Genomic DNA, 22,172 nt, shown 5'->3' with positions numbered 1-22,172 from the left:
TTTGGGCGCCGTTGTGTTTGCCGGGCCGCCACCGGGCCGCTGCATGCATCCGTTCTCGAGTTCGTCCCTCCGTCGACTGCGCGGGCTGCGCGCATGAGCGAGTCGTTGTTGGCGCCGGCGGGCGGCGCCCTGCAGGACGTGCTCGCCACGCAACCGCACGCGGTGGTCGAACGCGACGGCGTGCGCTACACCTTGCTCGGCACCGCCCACGTATCGCAGGCCAGCGTCGATGCGGTGCGCGATGCGGTCGGCAGCGGCGCCTTCGATGCGGTCGCGGTCGAACTCGATCCGCAGCGCCTGCAGGCCCTGACCGATCCGGACGCGCTGGCCAAGCTCGACCTGATCCAGGTGATCCGTTCCGGCAAGACCGCACTGTTCGCCGCCAACCTGGCCTTGGCCGCATACCAGCGCCGGCTCGCCGAACAGCTCGGCATCGAGCCCGGCGCCGAGCTCAAGCGCGCGGTGCTGGAAGCGCGCGAACGCGACCTGCCGGTGCACCTGATCGATCGCGAAGTCGGCCTGACCTTCAAGCGCGCGTCCTCCAAGCTCGGTTTCTGGGGCCGGGCCAAGCTCGGTGTCGGCCTGATCAGCGGCCTGTTCGCCGCCGACGAGGTTGGCGAAGAAGAGATCGAGAAACTCAAGCAAGGCGACATGCTCGAATCGAGCTTCGGCGAATTCGCCGCCGAAAGCCCGGAGCTGTACGAGACCGTGATCGCCGAACGCGACCGCTACATGGCCGCACGCCTGCGCGAGACCCATGGCGATGCGCGCGAAGTGCTGGCCGTGGTCGGCGCCGGTCACCTGCAAGGACTGGCCCGGCATCTGCGCGAAGACACCGAAGACCCGGTCGCCCAACGCACCGCGCTCGAACAGGTCACCACCAAGAGCAAGGTGCCGTGGGTGATGATCGTGATCACCTCGCTGATCATCGCCGGCATCGCCTGGGGCTTCTGGAAGGGCGGCGCAGCGATGGGCGCCGACCTGCTGCTGCAATGGGTGCTGTTCACCGGCGGCCTGGCCGCGCTGGGCTGCCTGCTCGCCGGCGGCCATCCCTTCAGCATCATCACCGCCGCGGTGGTCGCCCCGTTGAAACCGTTCCGCCCCGGCGTGCCGACCGGCGCGCTCAGCGCCCTGGTCGAAGTGCATCGGCGCAAGCCGGCCTACGGCGACTTCATGGCCCTGCGCGACGACGCGCAGACGCTCAAAGGCTGGTACCGCAACCGCGTCGCCCGCGTGGTGCTGAACTTCATGCTGACCAACATCGGCACCGGCATCGGCGTGTGGCTGGCTGGGTTCCGCATCGCGAGCAAGCTGGTCGGTTAAGGGGCGGGTTTAAGCGGCACAGCTTCGCCGTCACGCCCTATTGCCCCTTTTGTGAGGGGCAAGTGCCCGACGCGGGATTCGTTGCAGACGAGCAAACGGAGCGCGGAGGTTGCCTTCGTGCCGATGACGTTGCGTGGAAGTGCAAGAGCAAATCCCCCTTGCCCCCTCACAAAGGGGGAGGACTGTTACGCGGTGTGACTACAGTTGGAGCCACTGAACTCCTGTACCGCGAACGCCCTCGCGCAGAGCGAACCAGCAGTTTCATGCGCCGTACCTGTTGCCCCCTTTGGAAAGGGGGCAAGCGCCCGGCGCAGGATTCGTTGCAGACGAGAAAACGTAGCGCCGGGGATTTGCCTTCGTGCCGATTACGCTGCGCAGAAGCGGCTATCGGAGACGGAGCTTCCGTATCGCCAAGGCTCAACGAATCGGCAGTTTCAGGCGCCGTCCGTTCCAGTCCAGGACCACACCGTCGGTCCTGATCGCGACCAGCACGGCATCGCCGATGCGGCCGCCTTCGGACAGGCGCTGGCCGTCGATGATCACGAACCGCTGCGCCGGTGCGTCGTTCCACATGTGCATGCTCAGTTTGAGCGGCGGCAGCTGTTTGCGCTCGGCGGCCGGAAGGTCGGCGAGTAGCAGCAGGCCTTCGTTGCGTTCGACGGCCACCGGCGCCGGCGGCGCGGGCGGCGCTACCGGCAACGGTTCCGGCACCGCGATGGGCGGCGCCGGCCGAGGTTCCGGCGCCGGCGGCGCGCGCGGCGCGACCGCGACGGTCTCTTTATTTGTCTCTCTCTCCGGCTTCGTATCCGCAGGCGCCGGGGGCGCTGGCGCCGCGACGACGGCCGGGCTCGCCGGCACCGGTGCGGGTGCTGCCGGCCTCTGCTCTGGTTCCGATTCTGATTCTGGCACCGGTTTGACCGGAGCAGCAGGCGACTCGGCGATCGCGGGCGCTTCGATCCGAGGCGGCCCGGCATCGGCGATCCGATCGCGCTGGCCGACTTCGCCCGTGCTATCGGCGAGAGGTTCGACGGGCGGGCTCTGCCGGCTGCCGAACCACCAGGCAAGCGCAGCGACGACGACCGCAGCGAGCACCAGCCACCACCCGATCGGCGTGGATTGACGCTGCACGCGGGCGACCGGCGGCAGTTCCGCATACAGGTCGGGCGACTCGCCGCGGCGGCGTTCGGCCTCGGATTTGCGCAGGGCTTCGAGAATCAACGACATCCTTTACTCCAGCACCGACTGCAGACGCGGGCCTGCGTCGCCGGACGACAGCGCCAGCATGGTCTCCGGACCGACGACGCCGTCGCTGAGCAAACCGCGTGCGGTCTGGAAACGACGCACGTCCTCGATGCTCGCGCCACCGGCCGCGGTCGCGCCGAGCCGCGTGCGCAACCACTCGCCGCGTACACCGCCGGCGCGCGGCGACAACGACGACGCCAAGCCCTCCGGGCCGCGCCATACAGCGGCATACTCGCCAGTCCATAAACGTTCGAGTGCGGCGCGCTCGGTGTCGAATGAAGTCCCGTCCAGCGACAAACGCACCTTGCTCGCATCTACCCCGCTCAGCAGCACCCAGGGGTCGCGGACGCCGAGGCGCAGATGCAGCAGCACCGGACGGCCGAACTGGACCAGTTTTTCCAGACTCGCCTCGCCGCGCAGGCAATAGACTCCAGGAGCGATAGGAGGGACACATCGCGATGCTGCGGCAACGGCCGCCTCATCCGTCGGCAGCTGCCACGCGCTCAGCAACTGCCGCCATGCCGGTAGCGAAGCGACCTCGGCCGCAGCGACACGCTGCGCGAAAGCGGTCTCGTCCAAATGCGGCGTTGCAGTCGGGTCCTTCGCTACAGCCGCCCGTTCCGTACTCGCTTCGGTCTTCGCTGCCGATGGCGTCTTATCCGCATCCGTGGTTCCGGCCTGGCCGCGCGGCTTGGCCGAGGTCTTCGCGATGAGCGCGCTGTTCCCCGCCCCGGCCTGGCCCGTCGATGCGTTCGCCGTGGCCGGTGGCGGCTGTGTCCACCACCACAGCGCGCCGAGCGCCAACGCCACTATGGCCGCGGCAGAAAGAATGGCGAGGCGTTGATGCGAAACGCCTCGCTGGCTCGGCGCCAGCGCTTCGGCAGCGGCCCGGTTCACGGTGCTCTCGTCGACCTGGATGTTGTCGTGAGCGTAACCGCCGAGCAAAGCGCGCTCGGCGATCACGTTGATCAGTCTCGGCACGCCGCCGGAATGCGCGTGAATGCGCTTGATCGCGCCGGGCGTGAACGGCAAGCGCTGACCGCCCGCGATGCGGTAGCGATGGCGCAGGAAGGCCGTGGTTTCGTCCGCGCTCAACGGGGTCAAGTGGAAACGCGCGGTGATGCGCTGCGAGAGTTGGCGCATGTCGGGGCGCGCGAGCATGACGCGCAGCTCCGGCTGGCCGAGCAGGATGATCTGCAGCAGCTTCTGGGTATCGGTTTCCAGGTTGGTCAGCAACCGCACCTGCTCCAGCGCTTCCAGCGAGAGGTTTTGCGCCTCGTCGATGATCAACACCACCCGCAGGCCCTGCGCATAGGCGCCGAGCAGGTAGGCATTGAGCGCGTCGACCAAGGCCTTGACGCTGCCGCGCTTGCCGGCCAGATCGAGGTGCAGTTCCTCACAGATCGTTTCCAGCAGCTCGACCGGGGTCAGGCGCGGGTTCAGCACCAGGGCGACGTGGGTCTTCTCCGGCAGTTGTTCGAGCAGCAACCGGCACAGGGTGGTCTTGCCGGTGCCGACTTCGCCGGTGAGCTGGACGAAACCGCCGCCCCCACCCTGGCCGATGCCGAACAGCAGGTGCGCGAGCGCATCCCGGTGACGCTCGCTGAGAAACACGAAGCGCGGGTCGGGGGTGATCGAGAACGGCGGCTCCTTCAGGCCATAGTGCTCGAGGTACATGCGCGTCGTCGTGGCTTCGAGGCGCCTAGCCTGCCATGAAATCGTGTTGGCACGCGCCCTGCCCTCGTCGGGACTGCGCGCGGCGCAAAAGGAACGTGCGCTCCGGCCGGTTTCGGCCTCTGAAGCGCCTATGCCCCCCAGTGGAAGGGATATACAAGCGCCCCGACCTCAGCCGGGGCGCGCTTCAGGCGGGTCGTCGCCGTGTCAACCGCAAGGCAAGGTGATAATCACCAAAATTTCGTTGACGCGTTGGCACAGGCCGATACCGCCATCGCCGGCGAACGCCGAACTCGCGAAACCGGTCAGCATCGCCGCCAGGGTCAGAACCGCCATGGTCTTCTTGCGCATCTTTCCTCCATAAGATGTGGCGCACGGCTCCATCTCCGTGCCCCACCAAGTTAGCGACCCGCAATAGCAGAGTCAACGCATGGCTCAAATCTGCTGTGACGTAGCGCCCACTTCGGATGGCACGCCGCGGGCGCGCCGCACCAGCTTGGCGCTACCGCTGCGCAGGTCGTCGAGGATGGCGTAGATGGTCGGCAGGAACAGCAGGCTGACCACGGTCGAGAACGCCAGGCCGCCGGCGATCGCGCGCGCCATCGGGAAGTACGGCGGCATATTGCCGCTGGTCTTGGTCGACAACGCGATCGGCACCATCGCCAGGATCGCCGTGCCCATCGTCATCAGGATCGGGCGCAGGCGCTCGCGGCTGCCTTCGACCAGTGCCTCGGTGCGCGACAGGCCCCGACGCCGCAGGTTGTTGATGTGCTCGATCATGACGATGCCGTTGTTCACCACCACGCCCATCAGCACCAGTACGCCGATGAAGGACATGATCCCGAAGGTGGTACCGGTGATCCAGAACAGCCAGAACACCCCGAACACCGAGAACAGCACGCCGCTCATGATCGCCGAAGGGAACAACAGCGATTCGAACACGGCCGCCATCACCACATAGATCATGATCAGGGCGATCAGCAGATTGAACAGCATCTGCTGGTTGGCCTCGTCGTCGCGCTGGAACGCACTGCCGTCGAAGGAATAGCTATAACCGGGCGGGAACGCGACCCGCTTGAGGATCGCTTCCATTTCCTTGCGCGCCTCCGGCACCGTGACCTTGTCGCCGAGGTTGGACTTGATGGTCAAGGTGGTCTGGCGGTTGACCCGGCTGATCTGGGTCGCCGAGGGATGCACGTCGACCTCGACCATGCTCAACAGCGGCACGCTGCGGCCGTCGGGCGCGCGCACGGTGAAGGACGCGATCTCGGCGGTGCTGAACTGATCGGCGCCGGCGAAGCGCGCCCATACCTGCACCTCGCTGTCGCCGCGCCGGAACTCGCGCAGGGTGGCGCCGCGCAAGGCCAGTCCGACGAACTTGGACACCTCGTCGGCGCTGAAACCAAACGCGGCGGCGCGTTCGCGGTCGACCCGGATGCGCAGCTCGTTGTTGCGGTCGCCGGCTTCGACACGCACGTCGCGAAAGCGCGGGCTGCGCGCCAGGATCGGCACGATGTCCTGGCCCAGCCGTTCAAGCATGGCGCTGGAATCGCCGACCAATTGCACCTGGACCTGATTCTGCTGGCCCTGATCGCCCTCGTCGCCGATGCCGATACCGGCGCGCGCCGATTTCGGCAGGCCCTTGCTGATCTCGTCGGTGATCGGCTTGGTCTTCTTGACCAGTTCCTTGTCGAAGGTGATGACCGTGTTGGCGTCGCCGTCCTCGCTGTAATACGAATAGACCTGGGTGATGTGGAATTTCTTGCGGTTGGCGTCGAGATAGTCCTCGATCCGCTTGACCTCGTCCGACATCTGCTCCTTGGTGTAGCTGCCCTTCCACTGGTAGTAGACGCGGGCGCTGTCGCCGCCCTCGCCGCCGAACATGTCGTACTTGGTCTGGGTCATCGGCCAGATGCTGATCGCGATGATCAGCAGGATGCCGAACACGCTCCAGCCGCGGTGCTCCAGGCTCCAGCGCAACAGCCGGGCATAATTGCGCTGCAGGTAAGGAATCAGCCCCGTGCTGCGGTTGATGGTCGGCGGCGTCTTGAGCCGCGCCGAGATCATCGGAATCAGGCTCACCGCGACCAGCCACGAGGCCAGCAGCGAGACCGAGATCGTGATCGCGAGCTGCGACATGAAGATCTTGATCTGGTTGGTTTCGCCGAACAGATTCGGCACGAACACGATGCAGTGGCACAGCGTGCCTGCCGACAGGGCGATGGCGACGTGGCGAGTGCCGATCACCGAGGCCAGCCGCGGCTGGTCCGGCATCTTCTCGCGCTCCTGGTAGATGCTCTCGACCACCACCACGGCGTTGTCGACCAGCATGCCGACAGCCAGCAGCAGGCCCATCATGGTCAGGATGTTGAGAGTCACGCCGACGAAGTACATGAAGCCCAGGGTGATCACGAAGCAGATCGGGATCGCGAGGGTTACCATCAACGTCGACGGCCAATGGCGCAGGAAGAAGAACAACACCGCCATCGACAACACCAGGCCGACCGCGCCGGCCTCGGCCAACTCCAGCAACGAACTGGTCACCTCCTCGCCTTCGTTGGAAATGATCTTGAACTGCACCCCGCGCAACGCCGACTCGGACTTGATCTTCTCGACCTCGGCCAGCGCCAGGCGCGACACTTCGACCAGATTGGCGCTGCGGTCCTTGAAGATGTCCAGGCCGACCGCCGGCTTGCCGTCGAGGCGCCGGCCGTAAGCCATGCGTTTGGGCTTGTAGCGGACCTCGGCGATGTCGCCCAGACGGGTGCCGTTGGTGCCGATGACCAGGTCGCGCAACTGCTGTAGGTCGGTGATTTCCCCGACCGGCTGCACCCGCAAGCGGCGCCCGCCGTCCTCGATCTCGCCGGCCGAGACCGAGAAGTTGACCGCCTGCAGGCGCGTGGTCAACTCATTGAGGCTGATGTTGTGCGCGGTCAGCCGGTCCGGCGCGATCGCGATCTCGACTTCGTTCGGAGAGACGCCGGAGATTTCGACCTTGGCCACTCCGGGCAGGCGCTCGATACGGCGCTTGAACTCGCGGTCGATCAGTTCATAGGAGCCGGACAGGTCGTGCTCGCCGGCCAGGCGGATGCGCAAGAACGCCTGATCGGTCGTGGAGAACTTGAACACGAAGTAGCGCTGCAGATCGTCCGGCAGGTCGCTGCGGATCGCATCGATGCGCTCGCGTGCCTCGGAGGCCGCGATGGCGATGTCGCGGTCCCAGTTCGCGAATTCGATCACCACCTCGGAACTGTCCGCGCGCGCAGTCCCCTCCATTCGCTTGATGCCGGTCATCGTCGACAACGCGTCTTCGGTCGGGCGCAACACCGTGCGCTCGACCTCTTCCGGGGTCGAGCCGGTATATGGCATCTGCACCACGAGGAACGGGAACGAGACCGACGGGAAGGCCTCCAGCGGCAGGCGCACCGCCGCAATCAGGCCGATCACGAACATCGACACGAAGGCCATGATGACCGTGACCGGACGCCGGATGCTGAACTCAGCAACACTCATCCTGGGTGCTCCTCAGGCCTGGCCCGGCTGGTGGCCGTGCAGCGAATGATGCGGGTCGGCGTCGTGCAAAGGCGCCTGCTCGTCGTGGATGTGTTCGGCGACCGCATTGGAGTCGCGGCGGGCGCGACGAGCGCGCTCGCGATAGTGCTCGTCGGAGCGGCGGTCGAGCAGGTCGTACACCACCGGGATCACCAGCAAGGTCAGCAGCGTCGACACCAGCAAGCCGCCGATCACCGTGATCGCCATCGGCGCGCGGACTTCGGCGCCCTCGCCGGTGGCGATCGCAAGCGGCAGGAAACCGAACAAGGTGCAGGTGGTGGTCATCACGATCGGGCGCAGTCGCGAACGCGCGCCTTCGATCAAGGCCTCGCGCTTGCCCACGCCCTCCTCGCGCAGCTGATTGACCTTGTCGATCAGGATGATCGCGTTCTTGACCACCAGGCCGACCAGCAGGATCAGGCCGATGAATACCACCACCGATATCGGCGAACGGGTCATGACCAGGGCCAATACCGCGCCGACCAGGGCCAACGGGATGGTGAACAGGATCACGAACGGATGCAGCAGCGACTCGAACTGCGAGGCCATCACCAGGTAGACCAGAAAGATCGCCAGGCCGAACGCGAACAGCAGCGAGTTGATCGACTGCTGCAGCTCCTCGCCCTGGCCGCCGATGTGCATGCCGATTTCCGGGCCGAGCGGCTGTTCGGCGACCATCCGGTTGACCTCGTCGATAGCGCCGCCGAGGTCGATCTCGCGCAAGTTGGCCGAGACGATCGCCACTCGAACCTGATCGGCGCGATGGATCTCGCTGGGGCCGGTGGTCGAGACCACGTCGGCGACCGAGCTCAAGGTCACCGGCCGGCTGCTGCCCGGATTGACGATCAAACGACGGATGCTTTCCAGCGAGGCCCGGTCGGATTCGCGCGCCCGCACCAGCACGTCGATCTTGCGGTCGCGGAAGCTATAGCGCGTGGCGACTTCGCCGCGCACCTTCTTGACCACCGCGTCGGCGATCTGGCGCGTGGTCAGGCCGAGCGCACCGGCCCGGTCCTGGTCGAAACGGATCTGGATCTCCGGGAAGCCTTGCTCCACGGTCGACTTGACGTCGGCGTAGTGCGGGTTGGCGCGCAGCATCGCCGCCATACGTTGACCGGCGCGCTGGATGGTCTCCAGGTCCTGGCCGCGCAGTTCGATTTCCAGCGGCGTCGAGAAACTGAACAACTGCGGGCGAGCGAAGCCGACCTGGGCCGACGGATGCGCACGCATGGTTTCGCGCAGGCGCTCGGTCTCGCCCGCCTCGACTTCCTTGCTGCCGCCGTCGGCCATCACCACGGTCAGCTTGCCGATGTTTTCGCCGCTCTCGGTCGGGTTCGCGTCCAGGCGAGTGCCGCTGCCGCTAACGCCGAACAGCGCGCGGATGCCGGGGTCCTTGTCGTGCTTGAGCTGCAGCTCGCGCACCAGCTTGTCGGTCTCGCGCAGCGGCGTGCCGGGCGGCAGCTTGACCGTCATCTCGAAGCGATCCTGGGCCAACTGCGGGATCAGATCGGTGCCGAGCAAGGGCACCGTCGCGATCGTCGCGACGAAGGCGGCGCCGGCGAGCAGCAGCACCAGGGCCGGTCGACCCAACGCCGCCGGTAACAGCTTGAGATAAGTGCTTTCGGCGCGACCGTACGGCGCCATGGCCAGATCGCTGGCCTTGCGCATGACAGGGCCGACCACCGCGGCGAGAATACGCCAGGCGCGCACCACCGCCCAGGAGATGCCGAAGAAGCTCCAGCGGACCGCCGCGACGATCGCGTAAAACGGCCACGACAGCACTTTCAGCACGCGGTTGCGCGGCCGCCAACGCGGATGCGGCGCTTCTTCCTGGAAACCCATCGCCGGCCGTCCGCGCAATGCGCTCAGCATCGGGATCAGGGTCATGGACACGATCAGCGAGATGCCGATCGCCAGGGCTACGGTCAACGCCTGGTCGCGGAACAACTGGCCGGCGATGCCTTCGACGAACACCAGCGGCAGGAACACCGCAATCGTGGTCAGGGTCGAGGCGACCACCGCCATGCTGACCTCGCGGGTGCCGGTAACGGCCGCTTCGAGAATGCCGAGCCCGCGTTCGCGCGCCTTGGCGATGCTTTCGAGCACCACGATCGAGTCGTCGACCACCAGGCCGGTGGCCAAGGCCAGGCCGCCGAGCGACATCACGTTGAGACTCAGATCGAGCTGGCCCATGAAGAAAAAGGTGGTCACGATCGAGACCGGCAGCGACAGGCCGATCACGAAGGTGCTCCAGCCATCGCGCAGGAACAGGAAGATGATCAGGATCGCGAGCAGGCCGCCGATCACCGCGTCCTTCTTGACGTCGGCGATGGCATGGCGGATGAACTGCGACTGGTCGTCGATCGTGGTCAGCTCGACGTCGGCCGGGATCTGCGATTTGATCGCCTCCAGCCGCGCCTGGATGGCGTCGGCGCTGGCCACGGTATTCGCGTCGCCTTCCTTGTAGATCGCCAGCTCCACCGCTTCCTTGCCGGCCAGGCGGATGATCGCTTCGCGCTCCTTGTAGCCTTGGCGGACTTCGGCGATGTCCTTCAACCGCACCGGCTTGCCGCCGGCCGGGGTGCTCTGCTCGCCCGAAGAGGCACTCTGCACCGAAGCCGCGGCGGCCATGGCGTCGGCCGAGCCGGAAGCGGCGGCGACTCGCGCCATTTCCGCGGCCGCGTCCGCGGCGGCGTTGCCGCCGGCCGCCTGCGTCGTGACCAGCATCTCGCGGATTTCCGGCACGGTCGCGAACTGATTGACCGTGCGTACCAGATAACGCTGGTTGCCTTCCTGCAGGCTGCCGCCGGAGATATTGATGTTCTCCTGCTGCAGGCGCTGGATGACGGTGTCAATCGGCAGATTGAGCTGGGAAATCTTTTGCTGGTCGATATCGACCTGGATCTCGTCCTCCAGACCACCGCCGACCTTGACCGCGGCGACGCCGTCGACCGGTTCGAGTTTCTTCTTCAGGTCGTCGTCGGCGTAACGGCGCAGTTCGGTCAGGCGCCTGATCGCATCGGTCTCGTCGGCCGCCGCCCCCTTGTTGGACAGGGCGATGCGCAGGATCGGCTCGGTCGAAGGATTGAAACGCAGCAGCACCGGCTTCTTCACTTCCAGCGGCAACTGCACGACTTCCATCTTGTCGCGCACTTCCAGGCTGGCCTGATCCATGTCGGTGCCCCAGGCGAACTCCAGCACGACGTCGCTTTGTCCGGTGCGCGAGACCGACTTGAGCTTGCGCAAGCCCTTGACCACGCCGAGCGCCTCTTCCAGCGGCTCGGTCACCAGGGTCTCGATTTCGGTCGGCGCGGCGCCGGTGTATTCGGTGCGGACCGTCAGCGTCGGGTAGCTGAGATCCGGCAGCAGGTTGACCTTGAGGCTGTTGAGGGCGATCACGCCGAACAGCAGGAAGGTAATGGTCACCATCGCCACCGTGACCCGGCGGCGCGTGGAGAATTCCACGAGGTTGAAGGACGTCGTGTCCGAAGGCTGAGCCACAGTCAGTCCCCACGTTCTTTAAGTGTTATGTGGGCCGCCGCCGCGGTGGACCGCGGCAGCGGCAAGGGCGCGCGTACGACGCGCGCTTGCTTACTGTTTCTGTGCGGCGGGCTTCGCGGCGGCGACTTCACGCGGCGCAGACTGGCCGATCAACTGCACCTCGGTCCCTTCGCGCAACGCCGTCTTGCCCGCGACCACGACCTGGTCGCCGAGCTTGAGGCCGTCGCGGACCTCGGCCCAGGCGCCGTCGAGATAGCCCAGCTTGACCGGGACGCGCGAGACCTTCTTGCCGCGCACCACGAACACCGCCGGGTCGCCCTCGTCGTCGAGCAGCGCCGCACGCGGCACCACCAGCGCATCGGCACGGTTGTCGTAATCGATGCGCAGGCGGCCGAACATGCCGGGCTGCAGCGTGCCGCCGCCTTCGAAGGCGCAGATCACCCGGAACGTGCCGCTGCCGGAATCGACCACCGGGGCGACGCGGTCGACCGTGCCGGTGAAGACCTTGCCGGGCATGGCATCGACCTGCATCTGTACCGGCAAGCCCGCTTTCAGCGTGGCCAGCTCGCGCTCGGGCACGTTGAGCGTGGCCTCCAGGCGCGAGGTGTCGACGATGCGGATGATCGGCGAGTTGATCTGGACGAAGTTGCCGGTCTTGATCGAACGCGAGGCGACGATGCCCGAGATCGGCGCTTCGACCTTGGCGTAAGACAACTCCAGGTTCGCCATGCGATTGGCGGCGCGGGCGTTCTCCAGGTCGTAGCGCAGTTGGTCGTTGTCGTTGGCGCTGAGCAGGCGTTGTTCGGCCAGTTGCTTGGAGCGGGCGTAGTTGGCCTCGAGCTTGCGCATGGTGGCGTTGGTCTGGGCGGCCTGCAGCTCGGCGCGCGCCGAGTCGAGCCGGACCAGGATTTGGCCGGCCTGCACGTGCTGGCCTTCCTCGACCATCACCGCGAGCGCCACGCCCGAGGTCTTGGCTACCACCTGCGATTCGGCCCGCGCCTCCAGCGGCGCAGTACCGGTGTAGCTGGCCGCGATCGCGCGCCGCGTCGCCTGGGCGACCTCGACCGGAACCGCTTCCGATGCTTTGTCCTTGGCTTCCTTGGCCTGCGCTTCCGCAGCGCCGGCGCCGCCCTTGCAGGCCGACAGGCCGAGCACACAGGCCAGGGCCAGGGCGGCGACTGCCACCGTGCCGCCCATTGCCGGACCGCTCTTGCGGATATTGGTGAGTTGACGCATTCGAGACGACCCCAAGCTCTAGTTTTTTCGTCGGTTACCGGTCGTATGCCGGTGTTGTATATAGGTATATCACCGGCCCTGAAAACCACCATCCGCCGAAGGTAATGGTGACTGGAGCCATGCATTTATTCTGAGGCACGGTTAGCGCGAGCGATGCCGATCGCGCGCCTGCGGCGGCCTCGGGCGGCGCGCCAGCGCCACCCGCCGAGTATGGATGCGCTCAAGGACGACTTCGTTGCAGTCGCATGGCCGGCTATACTCGCCGACTTATGCGCGGCTCCGGCCCTGCACAGCCAGCCACCACCTTTCGCTAGCCATTCGAGATTGCGGACTAGACATGATGCGACCGCTGATGACCGCCGCCTGCTTTGCCCTGACCCTGGCCGCCATGACGGCGCACGCCGAGGAACCCGCCAAGGCGCCGGCCCCCACCGCCGCCGCCGCCATTCCGGCGCCCTCGGCCACTCCGGCCGCCGCGCCGGCCATCAAGGGCAGTGCCGAGACCGGCCGCCAACTGACCTATACCTGCCAGGGCTGCCACGGCGTCACCGGCTACAAGAACGCGTACCCGAACTATCACGTTCCCAAGATCGTCGGGCAGTCGCCGGAATACCTGACGAATGCGCTGACCGAATACAAGAAAGGCACGCGCAAGCACCCGACGATGCAGGCCCAGGCTCAGAGCTTCTCTGACCAGGACATCGCCGATATCGCCGCCTTCCTTTCCAGCGCCAAGTGAGCCGCCCCATGACGAACTCCAGCTTCTTCAAGAGCGGCCTCGCCATCGCCCTGTTCTCGGTCCTGACCCTCGCCGCCTGCTCGCAGGGCGGTGAAGTCCCGGCCGGCCATTCTTCGGCCGACCGCGACGCCGGCCACACTTCGTCGTCGGCGGGCCTGCCGGCCGGCAACGTCGCCGCGGGCGAGAAGCTCGCCAGCGTCAAGGGCAAGGCCACCGGCCAGTCCTGCGTCGACTGCCACGGCGCCGAAGGCAATGCGCCGATCGACCCGACCTACCCGAAGCTCGCCGGCCAGTACCACGATTACATCGCGCACTCGCTGCAGATGTACCGCGATGGCGACCGCGAGCACCCGCTGATGTCGAGCCAGGCCAAGGATCTGAACGATCAGCAGATCGCCGATCTCTCCGCCTACTTCGGTTCGCGTCAGAAAAGCCAACTGCGCGACCTGCACGGCATCCACTGAGCCGTCGCGCGGCCTCGCCGCGCAGTCGATCAGACACAAACGGCCCGCATCAGCGGGCCGTTTTCGTTTGCGGCGGCATTTGCGAAAGAGCCGCTGCTGCCCGAGCCCTGGCGAACTGCGCTACCGCGACAACTAGCGCAGCCCAGCCCTCTGGAGCCAGGCATCCAATCCAGCGACCGCCTTCACCCGCCCGGCGGCGGCCGCACGCTGCCGTTGTCTTCCTGCAGATGCGGCTTGAACGGGATATCCGGCGGCGGCCGCGCGGTGGCCGGTTGTTCGTTGAGGTTCGGGTCGTTGATGCCGCAACTGCCGCCGAGCATCAGCAGGGCGACCGAACACTGGATGCTTTTGCCCTTGCTGCCCGGGATCGGAATCATCACCGTCTGCACGCTGCGCCGGACCCACTCGGCCAGCAGGGTCTCGTTCGGGCGCCAGTACTTGTCGAGCGCGGTCGGCTCGTAATCGGTGGGCTTGCGCCGCAACCAGGTGCCGGCACGGTCGAGGTCCTTGATCTCGGCGGTGATCGTGCCCGGCGGTTTGCCCGGCGAAGCCGAGCCCGGCGCATCGGCCAGACGCACGCTGCCGTCGCTGTTGTACAGGCCCGGCGTGTCGCCGCGCTGACCGCCGGGCTGGTTGCGGGTGGAATCGCCCCAATCGTCGCCGCGCTTCGGCGACGACCAGGTCCCGGGCGCGGGCGTCGGTTTCGGGCCGGCGCCGGCGGTCGCCGCGGGCGGGCTCGAACTCGCGGCCGGGGCCGAACTCGAAGCGGCAGGCTTGGAACTGGACGCGCTTGCCGGCGCAGGGCTGGTGGCGTTCGCAGCTGAGGCTGGAAACGACGGCGGCGCAGCCGGCGCAGTGCTCGGCGACGGCGCGGTCGAGGCGGCCGCGGACGGCGTGGGGATGTCGGCGATGCGCACCTGCGGCGCGGTCGAACGCAGCTGCGGCGCCGCGATCGATGGCGTCGGCAACTCGCGCACCGGCACCCGCGACAGCGGCGCAGGCACGTCGCGCACGCTCACTTCGCGCGGCTGCACCGCGATGCTCGGCGCGGCGATCTCGCGCTGCGGCAATTCGCGCGCGATCGGCTGCAACGGCGCCGGCACGTCGAGCGACGGCACCGGCTGGGTCTTGGCCTCGAGTTGCGGCACGCGCGGGGTGTCGTCGAGGCGGCGACGCGTCGGCGGCAACACGAAGATCTGCGGCGAATCCGGCACTTCCTTGCTGACCATCACCGGTTGCTCGACGGTCGGCGCCGGCAGTTGCGGTTCGGGCACGTCGCGCTGCGGCACCTCGGGCAAGGTCGCCTGCAGTTCCGGGGTCGGCAAGGGCGCATCCGCCGCCAATTGCGGCGGCGAAGGCTCGGCCGGGGCCGGCTGTTGCTGGGTGGGCTGCTGCGCCTGCGGGGTCTCGGCCTGCGGCTGGTCGCTCGGCTGCTGCGAGCCGCCGCCGGGTTCCTTCGGCGTGCCCTCGCCGATGTATTCGATCATGGTGACGTTCTCGCCTTCCGGCGGCGGCCGGGTGGCGAAGAACTGCAGATACATCAGCCAGATCAGCAGGCCGGCGACGAAGATATGCCAGACCAGCGAGAACGCGCCGGCGATCCAGCGCAGCCAGCGCTCCTCGCGCTCCGGCGGTTGCCATTGCTGACGCCACAGAGTCGCGAAGGCCTGCCAACGGTTGAGCATGGCCGCGCGCGGCGGCGGTTGCGCCAAGGGCCGCTGCGCGATCACCGCGACCAACGCGTCCGAAGTCGCGCCGGTCACCGCACCGCTGCGTTCCTGCAACGACTCCAGCCAGCTTTGCCAGCCCGCCGGGAATTCGCCCGGCGGGGGCGAATCGCGCCGCATGGAAAGCCGCAACCGGCGTTGCAGTGCTTCGATGACGGAGGCGGCGGTGGGCATAGGCTGCGCCGCGCCGGAATCAGGCGGCGGTGTCTCGAGGGATGTACGGCGCGTCACCGGTCTCGTGATCGGTGGCGTCGCGTACCGCGGTCACGCCCGGCACCTTGGTCATCAAGGTGGTTTCGATGCCCTGCTTGAGGGTCACGTCGGCCATGCCGCAACCGTGGCAGCCGCCGCCGAAGCGCAGCACGACCACGCCGTCGGCGGTCACTTCCTGCACCGAGACATGGCCGCGGTGCTGGGCGAGCTGCGGGTTGACCTCGTGTTCGACCACCCAGCGCACCCGCTCGACCAGCGAGGCCGAATCGGTCGGCGCCTCGCCCTTGATCTTGGGCGCGCGGATCTGCAACTGGCCGCCGGTGGCCTTGACCTCGTAATCGATCTCCGCGCCGTCCAGGTACTGCACGCTGTCGGCGCGCAGCCACAGGGTGAAGCCCTCGCAATCCACCGCCCATTCGTCGCCGGCCAGATCGGCCGGTTCGGCGAACTCCAGGCGCACGTCGGCGCGCGGCGTACCCGGATGCACCGCCGACAGCCGCACTCCGAGCCCCGGCAGGGCCTCGCGCTCGAGGAGTTTGCGGAAGTGGGTTTGCGCGGATTCGGAAATATTGATCATCGGGCTATTCTAACGGGGTCAGCACGGCATGAAGCCGTGCATGCATCCTACGACCGTCGGCGATACGATTCCGTTCATGGAAGGCGGTCGCGGCGCAGAAACAACGCCGCGGCGCCATCGCCGGGCCGCCAGGAGTCCGCAGCATGAACGATCTCATCCCGCTTTCTCAGGCTCATTGCATCGCCCGCCGCGGCAGCGAGCACCGGCTCAGCGAAGCCCGGGTCCGCGAACTGCTGCCCGAGGTGCCGGGCTGGGAGCTCGCCGAAGACGGACATGCCCTCACCCGGACCTTCCGTTTCGACGACTATTATCGAACGATGGCTTTCGTGAACGCCCTGGCCTTCATGGCCAATCGCGAAGACCATCATCCCGATCTCGGCGTCCACTACGACCGTTGTGTGGTGCGGTATTCGACCCACGATGTCGGTGGCCTGAGCGAGAACGACTTCATCTGCGCGGCCAAGGCCGACGCTCTGACCGGTTGATCCCGCCATGAACCCAATCCGCAGCAACTCCCGCCTCTCGCCGCGTCTGCTCCCGGTAATCGGCGCCGCCCTGCTCGCCCTGGTCGCCGCCGGCTGCGGCGAACGCGCCGCGGATGCGCCGATCATTCCATCCACGCCGCTGCGCGCGGTCGACACGCCGCCGCCGGATTACCCGCAGGAGATCGGTTGCGACCAGATCGGCGGCAAGGTCGTGCTGCAGCTCAGCGTCGGCCCGGACGGCAAGCCGAAGAAAGTCGACGTGCTCGAAAGCAGCCGCACCCCGGCGCTGGACCAGGCCGCGATCAAGGGCGTGCAGCGTTGGCGCTTCGAAGCCGCGACCCGCAACGGCAAGCCGGTGTCGACCGACATCCAGGTCCCGGTGACCTTCCACTCGCCGGCGACACGCCCGGAGCATTGCGGCTGAGGCCACTGGCGCAGTAAATCCAGCCAGACGACAACGCCGGCCTGAGCCGGCGTTGTTCGTTCGGAGCCGCCGCATCAGGCCGGAGCGCCTGGTACCGAAGCCTGATCCCCGTACCGCTCCCCGCAGGCAGCGACTACGCGGGGACTTCGGCTCAGCCCAGGCGATCCAGCACTTCGACCAGCTCCGGCGCCAACGGCGCGTTGAGCAGATACGGCTCGCGGCCGCCGTCGAGGGCGAACTCCAGGGTCGAGGCGTGCAGGAACAGGCGCTTGAGACCGGCCTGCTCGCGCAGGCGCTTGTTGGCCTCGACCTCGCCGTACTTGTCGTCGCCGGCGACCGGATGGCCGATGTGCTGGGCATGCACGCGGATCTGGTGGGTGCGGCCGGTTTCGATCCGCACCTCGCAATACGATTGCCCGCCGCGCCGCTCCAGCACTTTGAAGTGGCTCAGCGACGGCTTGCCGTCGCGGTGCACCTGGACATGGCGCTCGCCGCCCTGGCGCAGGCCGATGTGCAGGGCCGCGTCCACGCTCATCACGCCCTCGGGCATGCGCCCGGTCAGCAGCGCCAGATAGCGCTTGGCGATCCCGCCCTCTTCGCGCATCAAGGCCTGCATCTCGGTCAGCGCCGAACGCTTCTTGGCCACGATCAGCAGCCCGGAGGTGTCGCGGTCGAGCCGGTGCACCAGCTCCAGGGTCTGACCCGGGCGCAGCGCGCGCAGGGTCTCGATGGCGCCGAAACTGATCCCGCTGCCGCCGTGGCTGGCGACCCCCGAGGGCTTGTTCAGGGCGAGCAGGCGCGCGTCCTCGAACACGATCGCCGCGTCGAGGGCGTCCATGAACCCCTTCGGCGGGGTCGGCTTGTCGCCCTGTTCGCTGAGACGAACCGGCGGAATGCGCACCTCGTCGCCGGCCTCGAGCTTGCGCTCGGCCTTGGCGCGGCCGCCGTTCACGCGCACCTGGCCAGAGCGCACGAGCTTGTAGATCAAGGACCTGGGCGCACCTTTGAGTTGGCCCAGGAGGAAATTGTCGAGCCGTTGACCTTCACGATCTTCGGGTACACGCACCGTCCGTGCGCCGGTGTTACCGGAGTTTGCTGTCTGGGTCATCCCGAAGCGTTATCTGTTACACTCGCGACGCGAGATAAGGTTTTGATTTCGCTGGGAGTTGTACCCGACCGCGTCGCCTGACAAGCGTGCGGTTCGGTACGGGGCCGAAAGCCCCTCCCGCGATTCCGGTCCGCGTCTAACCACTGCCCACGGGGTAGCCATGTTAGCAGCGACGGACCGGCGGAACCGGCCAGCGCCCGATGGGTCAAACCGTCGAGATGAACACCCGTGCGGCGCCCAAGCCTGAGGCTCGTTGAGAGCCGGCTTGACGCGTCGCCGCCCGCCCCGAGCGACGTTCGCGTCGCCGGCCCCGAAAGAACCGAGTAGGTAAGAAGCGCTCCCGCGGCGTGCCGTGGTGATGTAGCGCTGGTAGTGGAGACCTCGCCGGCGCGCGGGCGGCCCGCATTCGCTGCGGCCGACGATCGCGACGGCGAAGTCTCAGTTCCCAGATAGCGAAACGCCATGGCGTTCCGCGCGGTAGAGCGCGCGAGGAACGCAACAATGAAGCGCATGCTGATCAATGCGACGCAGGCGGAAGAACTGCGCGTCGCCATCGTCGACGGCCAATCCCTGTACGACATCGATATCGAACAGCCGTCGAAGGAACAGAAGAAGTCCAACATCTACAAGGGCCGCATCACTCGGCTCGAACCTTCGCTGGAAGCGGCGTTCGTCGACTACGGCGCCGACCGCCACGGCTTCCTGCCGCTGAAGGAAATCTCCCGCGACTATTTCCAGCCCGGGGTCGACCATAACAAGGCCGGCTTGCGCGAGCTGTTGCGCGAAGGCCAGGAAATCGTCGTCCAGGTCGACAAGGAAGAGCGCGGCAACAAGGGCGCCGCCCTGACCAGCTTCATCTCCCTGGCCGGCCGCTACATGGTGCTGATGCCCAACTCCCCGACCGCCGGCGGCGTCTCGCGCCGGATCGAAGGCGAGGACCGCGCCGCGCTCAAGGACGCGATGGACAAGCTGACCATCCCCGACGACATGGGGGTGATCATCCGCACCGCCGGCGTCGGCCGCGATGCCGAAGAACTGCAGTGGGACCTGGATTACCTGGTCAGCGTCTGGAAGGCCGTCACCGACGCCGCCCTGAGCAAGCAGGCCCCGTTCCTGATCTACCAGGAATCGCGCCTGATCATCCGCGCCCTGCGCGACTACATGCGTCCGGACATCGGCGAGATCCTGGTCGATACCGACGAGATGTACGCCGAAGCGCGCGAGTTCGTCGAGCAGGTCATGCCGCACAACCTGCGCAAGCTGAAGAAGTACGCCGACGACACCCCGCTGTTCAACCGCTTCCAGATCGAGTCGCAGATCGAGAACGCCTACGAGCGCACCGTCCGCCTGCCCTCCGGCGGCGCCCTGGTGATCGACCAGACCGAAGCCCTGACCGCGATCGACGTCAACTCGGCGCGCGCAACCAAGGGCGGCGACATCGAGGAAACCGCGTTCAACACCAACCTGGAAGCGGCTGAGGAAGTCGCGCGCCAGATGCGCCTGCGCGACCTCGGCGGCCTGGTGGTCATCGACTTCATCGACATGGCCTCCAACCGCCATCAGCGCGACGTCGAGAACCGCCTGCAGAACGCCCTCAAGCAGGACCGCGCCCGCGTTCAGATCGGCCGCATCTCGCGCTTCGGCCTGCTCGAACTGAGCCGCCAGCGCCTGCGTCCGTCGCTCGGCGAGTCCAGCCAGTTGGTCTGCCCGCGTTGCGACGGCCACGGCCGTATGCGCAGCGTCGAGTCGATGTCGCTGTCGATCCTGCGCATCGCCGAAGAGCATGCGATGAAGGAGAACACCGGACAGGTGCTGGTGCAGGCCCCGACCGAGATCGCCAATTACCTGCTCAACGAGAAGCGCCGCGCGCTGACCGAGATCGAACAGCGCCACGGCGCGCCGATCGTGATCGTCGCCGACGAGCAGCTCGAGACCCCGCATTACGAAGTCACCCGTGTGCGCGAAAACGAGATCGGCGAAGAGTCCTCCAAGCCCAGCTACCAGCGCGGCACCCAGCGCAAGCTGCCGCTGCATGCGCTGACCAAGGCCCATCTGAACATTCCGGATGCGCCGATCGTCACCAACGTCAAGCCGCTGCAACCGGCGCCGCTGCGCGAACCGCGCGAGCCCGCCGTGGCCGCGGCTCCCGCCCCGGCACCGGCGCCGGTCGCCGCGCCGACCCATTCGGTCGGTCTGGTCGAGCGCATCCTGCGCATCTTCCGCGGCCCCTCGCAGCCCGCTCCGGCCCCGGCCGAACCGGCCGCGCGCAGTTCGGAAGGCCGCGGCCGCAACGACCGCAACGGCCAGCGCCGTGGCGAGAACCGCAACAACGCCGGCAAGGGCGGACGCGACGGCGGTCGCCGCGACGAGCAGCAGCGCCGCGACGAACCGCGTCGCGACGAGCAGCGTCGCGACAAGCCGGCGCAGAACGCCCAGCCGCAGGCCGCCCAGCAGCCGCCCAAGCAGAAGCAGCCGCAAGCGCAGCAGCAGCCCAAGCCGCAGCAACCGCAGCAGACGCAACAGCCCAAGCCGCCCAAGCCGCAGAACGACGAGCGCGCCGCCCAGGCCGCCGGCGGGACCCCGCGTCCGCCGCGCGAACCCAGGCCGCCGCGCCAGGACGCTCCGGCTCCGGCTGAAGCCGTCAGCGCCGCGGCGATCGTGCCGGCCGCCGTGGCCGCCGCATCGGCCAGCGCCGGCGCTCCCATCGCCGTGCCGGCCGTGCCGAGCGTCAGCGACGAGACCGCACTGAAGACCGAAGCCGCTGTCGCGGCCGTCGCCGTCGCCGTCGACAATGCCGGCAGCGAGCCGCGCGACACCGACGAAGCCGCAGGCGAAGGCGGCGGCCGTCGCCGTCGTGGCCGCCGCGGTGGCCGTCGCCGTCGTCGTGGCAACGGTGAAGCCGTTGCCGGTGGCGAAGGTCAGGGCCAGGACGAGAACGCATTCGACGACGAAGACGAGATCGGCGGCGAACCCGCAGCGGCCCCGGCCGCGGCGAACCGTTCGCAGCCCGAGTTCGACTTCGAGGACGAAGGCAGCGCACCGGCGCCGCGCGCCCAATCCACGGCACCCGCTGCTGCCGCAGTCGCTGCACCCGCAGCGGTTGCCGCCGTCGCCGCCAGCCGCGTCTACAGCCCGGCCCCGGAAACGGCGGCCGAGCCGAAGGCTTCGTTCGCGAACCTCGGCCACGAAGCCCAGCCTGCGGTCGGCGAGCCCGCCGCCAGCGAGCCGTCGTCCGCGCAGCCGCAGATCGAGTCGGTCCGGGTCGAGCCCTCGCGCAACGCCTATGTCGCCGCCGAGCCGGTCGTGAACGAACACGTCGCTGAGCCCGTGCTGGAAGCGGCGATGCCGGTCATCACCCGCCTGCCCGAGGAAGCGGTGGCGGTGCCTGCCGAAATCGTCACGCCTGCGCAGAGCGCCGTCGCCGCGATCGAACAGGCGCAGCCTGCCCTGCAACAGCCCGCCCTGCAGGCTGCGGCGCCGCGCAACGAGGACGTCGAACCGGTCGTCGAGCCGACTTCGGCCCTGGTCGAAGAGACCCGCGTCGAGGACACCCTCGTCGAACAGGCCGTGATCGAGCAGACCCCGGTCGAACCGACCGTGATCGAGCCGGTGGCCCCGCCGGTACAGGTCGAGCCGAAGGCCGCTGCCGCTGAAGCCGCTTCGGTCGAAGCTGCTCCAGTCGAAACCTCCTCAGTCGAAACTGCTCCGGTCGAACCGGCCCAGGCCGACGCCGGTAACGCGGCGCCGGCAACGACGCCGCGCACCGCTGGCCTGTTCGATGCCCTGCCCCATCCGGCCGAACCGGCCCGCACTGACGCGGCCAATGCCGCGGTCGAAGGCGAGCAGGATGCCACCGACGGGTCGTCCGACGACGAGCGTCGCGCCTGACCGGCAACGCTCCGGCCGG

General features: G+C 67.7%; 15 protein-coding genes. 6 read left to right on the top strand and 9 right to left on the bottom strand.

Features of this window, described 5'->3' with window-relative positions:
• The first annotated feature begins 93 nt into the window (after positions 1-93).
• Entirely contained in the window at positions 94-1,323 is a 1,230-nt protein-coding gene (locus LC490_RS05570) for a TraB/GumN family protein (protein WP_223619547.1), read from the top strand.
• Positions 1,324-1,740: 417 nt separating this feature from the next.
• On the opposite strand, the gene LC490_RS05565 is transcribed toward LC490_RS05570, so the two are convergent.
• The 6 genes from LC490_RS05565 to LC490_RS05540 form a co-directional block, all read right to left on the bottom strand.
• Positions 1,741-2,541 (bottom strand): general secretion pathway protein GspB, encoded by an 801-nt coding sequence (locus LC490_RS05565; protein WP_223619546.1) that lies wholly within the window; start codon positions 2,539-2,541, stop codon positions 1,741-1,743.
• Positions 2,542-2,550: 9 nt separating this feature from the next.
• Complete coding sequence (locus LC490_RS05560; RefSeq protein WP_031371678.1) at positions 2,551-4,242, bottom strand: AAA family ATPase; 1,692 nt, start codon at positions 4,240-4,242, stop codon at positions 2,551-2,553.
• Positions 4,243-4,446: 204 nt separating this feature from the next.
• Positions 4,447-4,590, bottom strand: a complete 144-nt coding sequence (locus LC490_RS05555; RefSeq protein ID WP_223619545.1) for a hypothetical protein — start codon at positions 4,588-4,590, stop codon at positions 4,447-4,449.
• An 84-nt stretch (positions 4,591-4,674) separates the two neighbouring features.
• Entirely contained in the window at positions 4,675-7,752 is a 3,078-nt protein-coding gene (locus LC490_RS05550) for an efflux RND transporter permease subunit (protein ID WP_223619544.1), read from the bottom strand.
• Between the two features lie 12 nt (positions 7,753-7,764).
• Positions 7,765-11,292: an efflux RND transporter permease subunit gene (locus LC490_RS05545; protein ID WP_223619543.1), complete on the bottom strand. Its 3,528-nt coding sequence runs from the start codon at positions 11,290-11,292 to the stop codon at positions 7,765-7,767.
• 90 nt (positions 11,293-11,382) lie between these two features.
• On the bottom strand, positions 11,383-12,528 hold the full coding sequence (locus tag LC490_RS05540; RefSeq protein WP_223619542.1) for an efflux RND transporter periplasmic adaptor subunit: 1,146 nt from the start codon (positions 12,526-12,528) through the stop codon (positions 11,383-11,385).
• Between the two features lie 340 nt (positions 12,529-12,868).
• Between LC490_RS05540 and LC490_RS05535 the strand changes: the two genes are divergently transcribed.
• Together LC490_RS05535 and LC490_RS05530 are read left to right on the top strand one after the other, a co-directional pair.
• On the top strand, positions 12,869-13,267 hold the full coding sequence (locus tag LC490_RS05535) for a cytochrome c (protein WP_031371682.1): 399 nt from the start codon (positions 12,869-12,871) through the stop codon (positions 13,265-13,267).
• Positions 13,268-13,275: 8 nt separating this feature from the next.
• The gene (locus tag LC490_RS05530) at positions 13,276-13,731 is read left to right on the top strand and encodes a cytochrome c (protein WP_031371683.1); all 456 of its coding nucleotides are present in this window, start codon (positions 13,276-13,278) and stop codon (positions 13,729-13,731) included.
• Positions 13,732-13,913: 182 nt separating this feature from the next.
• Here LC490_RS05530 and LC490_RS05525 read toward each other — a convergent pair whose 3' ends face one another.
• Positions 13,914-15,632 carry a hypothetical protein gene (locus LC490_RS05525; protein WP_223619541.1) on the bottom strand — a complete coding sequence of 573 codons (1,719 nt, stop codon included), beginning with the start codon at positions 15,630-15,632 and terminating at the stop codon, positions 13,914-13,916.
• A gap of 19 nt (positions 15,633-15,651) precedes the next feature.
• Positions 15,652-16,248 carry an NfuA family Fe-S biogenesis protein gene (locus LC490_RS05520; protein WP_031371685.1) on the bottom strand — a complete coding sequence of 199 codons (597 nt, stop codon included), beginning with the start codon at positions 16,246-16,248 and terminating at the stop codon, positions 15,652-15,654.
• Between the two features lie 143 nt (positions 16,249-16,391).
• Here LC490_RS05520 and LC490_RS05515 point away from each other — a divergent pair, with 143 nt between their 5' ends.
• Together LC490_RS05515 and LC490_RS05510 are read left to right on the top strand one after the other, a co-directional pair.
• The gene (locus tag LC490_RS05515) at positions 16,392-16,733 is read left to right on the top strand and encodes a 4a-hydroxytetrahydrobiopterin dehydratase (protein ID WP_031371686.1); all 342 of its coding nucleotides are present in this window, start codon (positions 16,392-16,394) and stop codon (positions 16,731-16,733) included.
• Positions 16,734-16,740: 7 nt separating this feature from the next.
• A complete protein-coding gene (locus LC490_RS05510) occupies positions 16,741-17,157 on the top strand; it encodes an energy transducer TonB (RefSeq protein WP_051884795.1) in 417 nt (138 codons plus the stop codon).
• A 151-nt stretch (positions 17,158-17,308) separates the two neighbouring features.
• Here the strand turns inward: LC490_RS05510 and LC490_RS05505 are convergent, their stop codons facing one another.
• Positions 17,309-18,265, bottom strand: coding sequence for an RluA family pseudouridine synthase (locus tag LC490_RS05505; RefSeq protein WP_031371688.1), 957 nt, complete (start codon positions 18,263-18,265; stop codon positions 17,309-17,311).
• Between the two features lie 501 nt (positions 18,266-18,766).
• On the opposite strand from LC490_RS05505, the gene LC490_RS05500 reads away from it, so the two are divergent.
• On the top strand, positions 18,767-22,153 hold the full coding sequence (locus LC490_RS05500) for an Rne/Rng family ribonuclease (RefSeq protein WP_223619540.1): 3,387 nt from the start codon (positions 18,767-18,769) through the stop codon (positions 22,151-22,153).
• The last annotated feature ends 19 nt before the right edge of the window (positions 22,154-22,172 follow it).

The organism is Lysobacter sp. ESA13C (assembly GCF_019970005.1).
GTDB classification, from domain to species: domain Bacteria; phylum Pseudomonadota; class Gammaproteobacteria; order Xanthomonadales; family Xanthomonadaceae; genus Lysobacter; species Lysobacter antibioticus_B.
This window is presented reverse-complemented; position numbering and strand designations above follow the sequence as displayed.

Bases quoted from the DNA above. Each gene is read 5' to 3' on its own strand.
- LC490_RS05570 (WP_223619547.1), top strand. From the start codon at position 94: ATGAGCGAGTCGTTGTTGGCGCCGGCGGGCGGCGCCCTGCAGGACGTG.
- LC490_RS05560 (WP_031371678.1), bottom strand. From the start codon at position 4,242: ATGTACCTCGAGCACTATGGCCTGAAGGAGCCGCCGTTCTCGATCACC.
- LC490_RS05555 (WP_223619545.1), bottom strand. From the start codon at position 4,590: ATGCGCAAGAAGACCATGGCGGTTCTGACCCTGGCGGCGATGCTGACC.
- LC490_RS05550 (WP_223619544.1), bottom strand. From the start codon at position 7,752: ATGAGTGTTGCTGAGTTCAGCATCCGGCGTCCGGTCACGGTCATCATG.
- LC490_RS05540 (WP_223619542.1), bottom strand. From the start codon at position 12,528: ATGCGTCAACTCACCAATATCCGCAAGAGCGGTCCGGCAATGGGCGGC.
- LC490_RS05535 (WP_031371682.1), top strand. From the start codon at position 12,869: ATGCGACCGCTGATGACCGCCGCCTGCTTTGCCCTGACCCTGGCCGCC.
- LC490_RS05530 (WP_031371683.1), top strand. From the start codon at position 13,276: ATGACGAACTCCAGCTTCTTCAAGAGCGGCCTCGCCATCGCCCTGTTC.
- LC490_RS05525 (WP_223619541.1), bottom strand. From the start codon at position 15,632: ATGCCCACCGCCGCCTCCGTCATCGAAGCACTGCAACGCCGGTTGCGG.
- LC490_RS05520 (WP_031371685.1), bottom strand. From the start codon at position 16,248: ATGATCAATATTTCCGAATCCGCGCAAACCCACTTCCGCAAACTCCTC.
- LC490_RS05515 (WP_031371686.1), top strand. From the start codon at position 16,392: ATGAACGATCTCATCCCGCTTTCTCAGGCTCATTGCATCGCCCGCCGC.
- LC490_RS05510 (WP_051884795.1), top strand. From the start codon at position 16,741: ATGAACCCAATCCGCAGCAACTCCCGCCTCTCGCCGCGTCTGCTCCCG.
- LC490_RS05505 (WP_031371688.1), bottom strand. From the start codon at position 18,265: ATGACCCAGACAGCAAACTCCGGTAACACCGGCGCACGGACGGTGCGT.
- LC490_RS05500 (WP_223619540.1), top strand. From the start codon at position 18,767: ATGAAGCGCATGCTGATCAATGCGACGCAGGCGGAAGAACTGCGCGTC.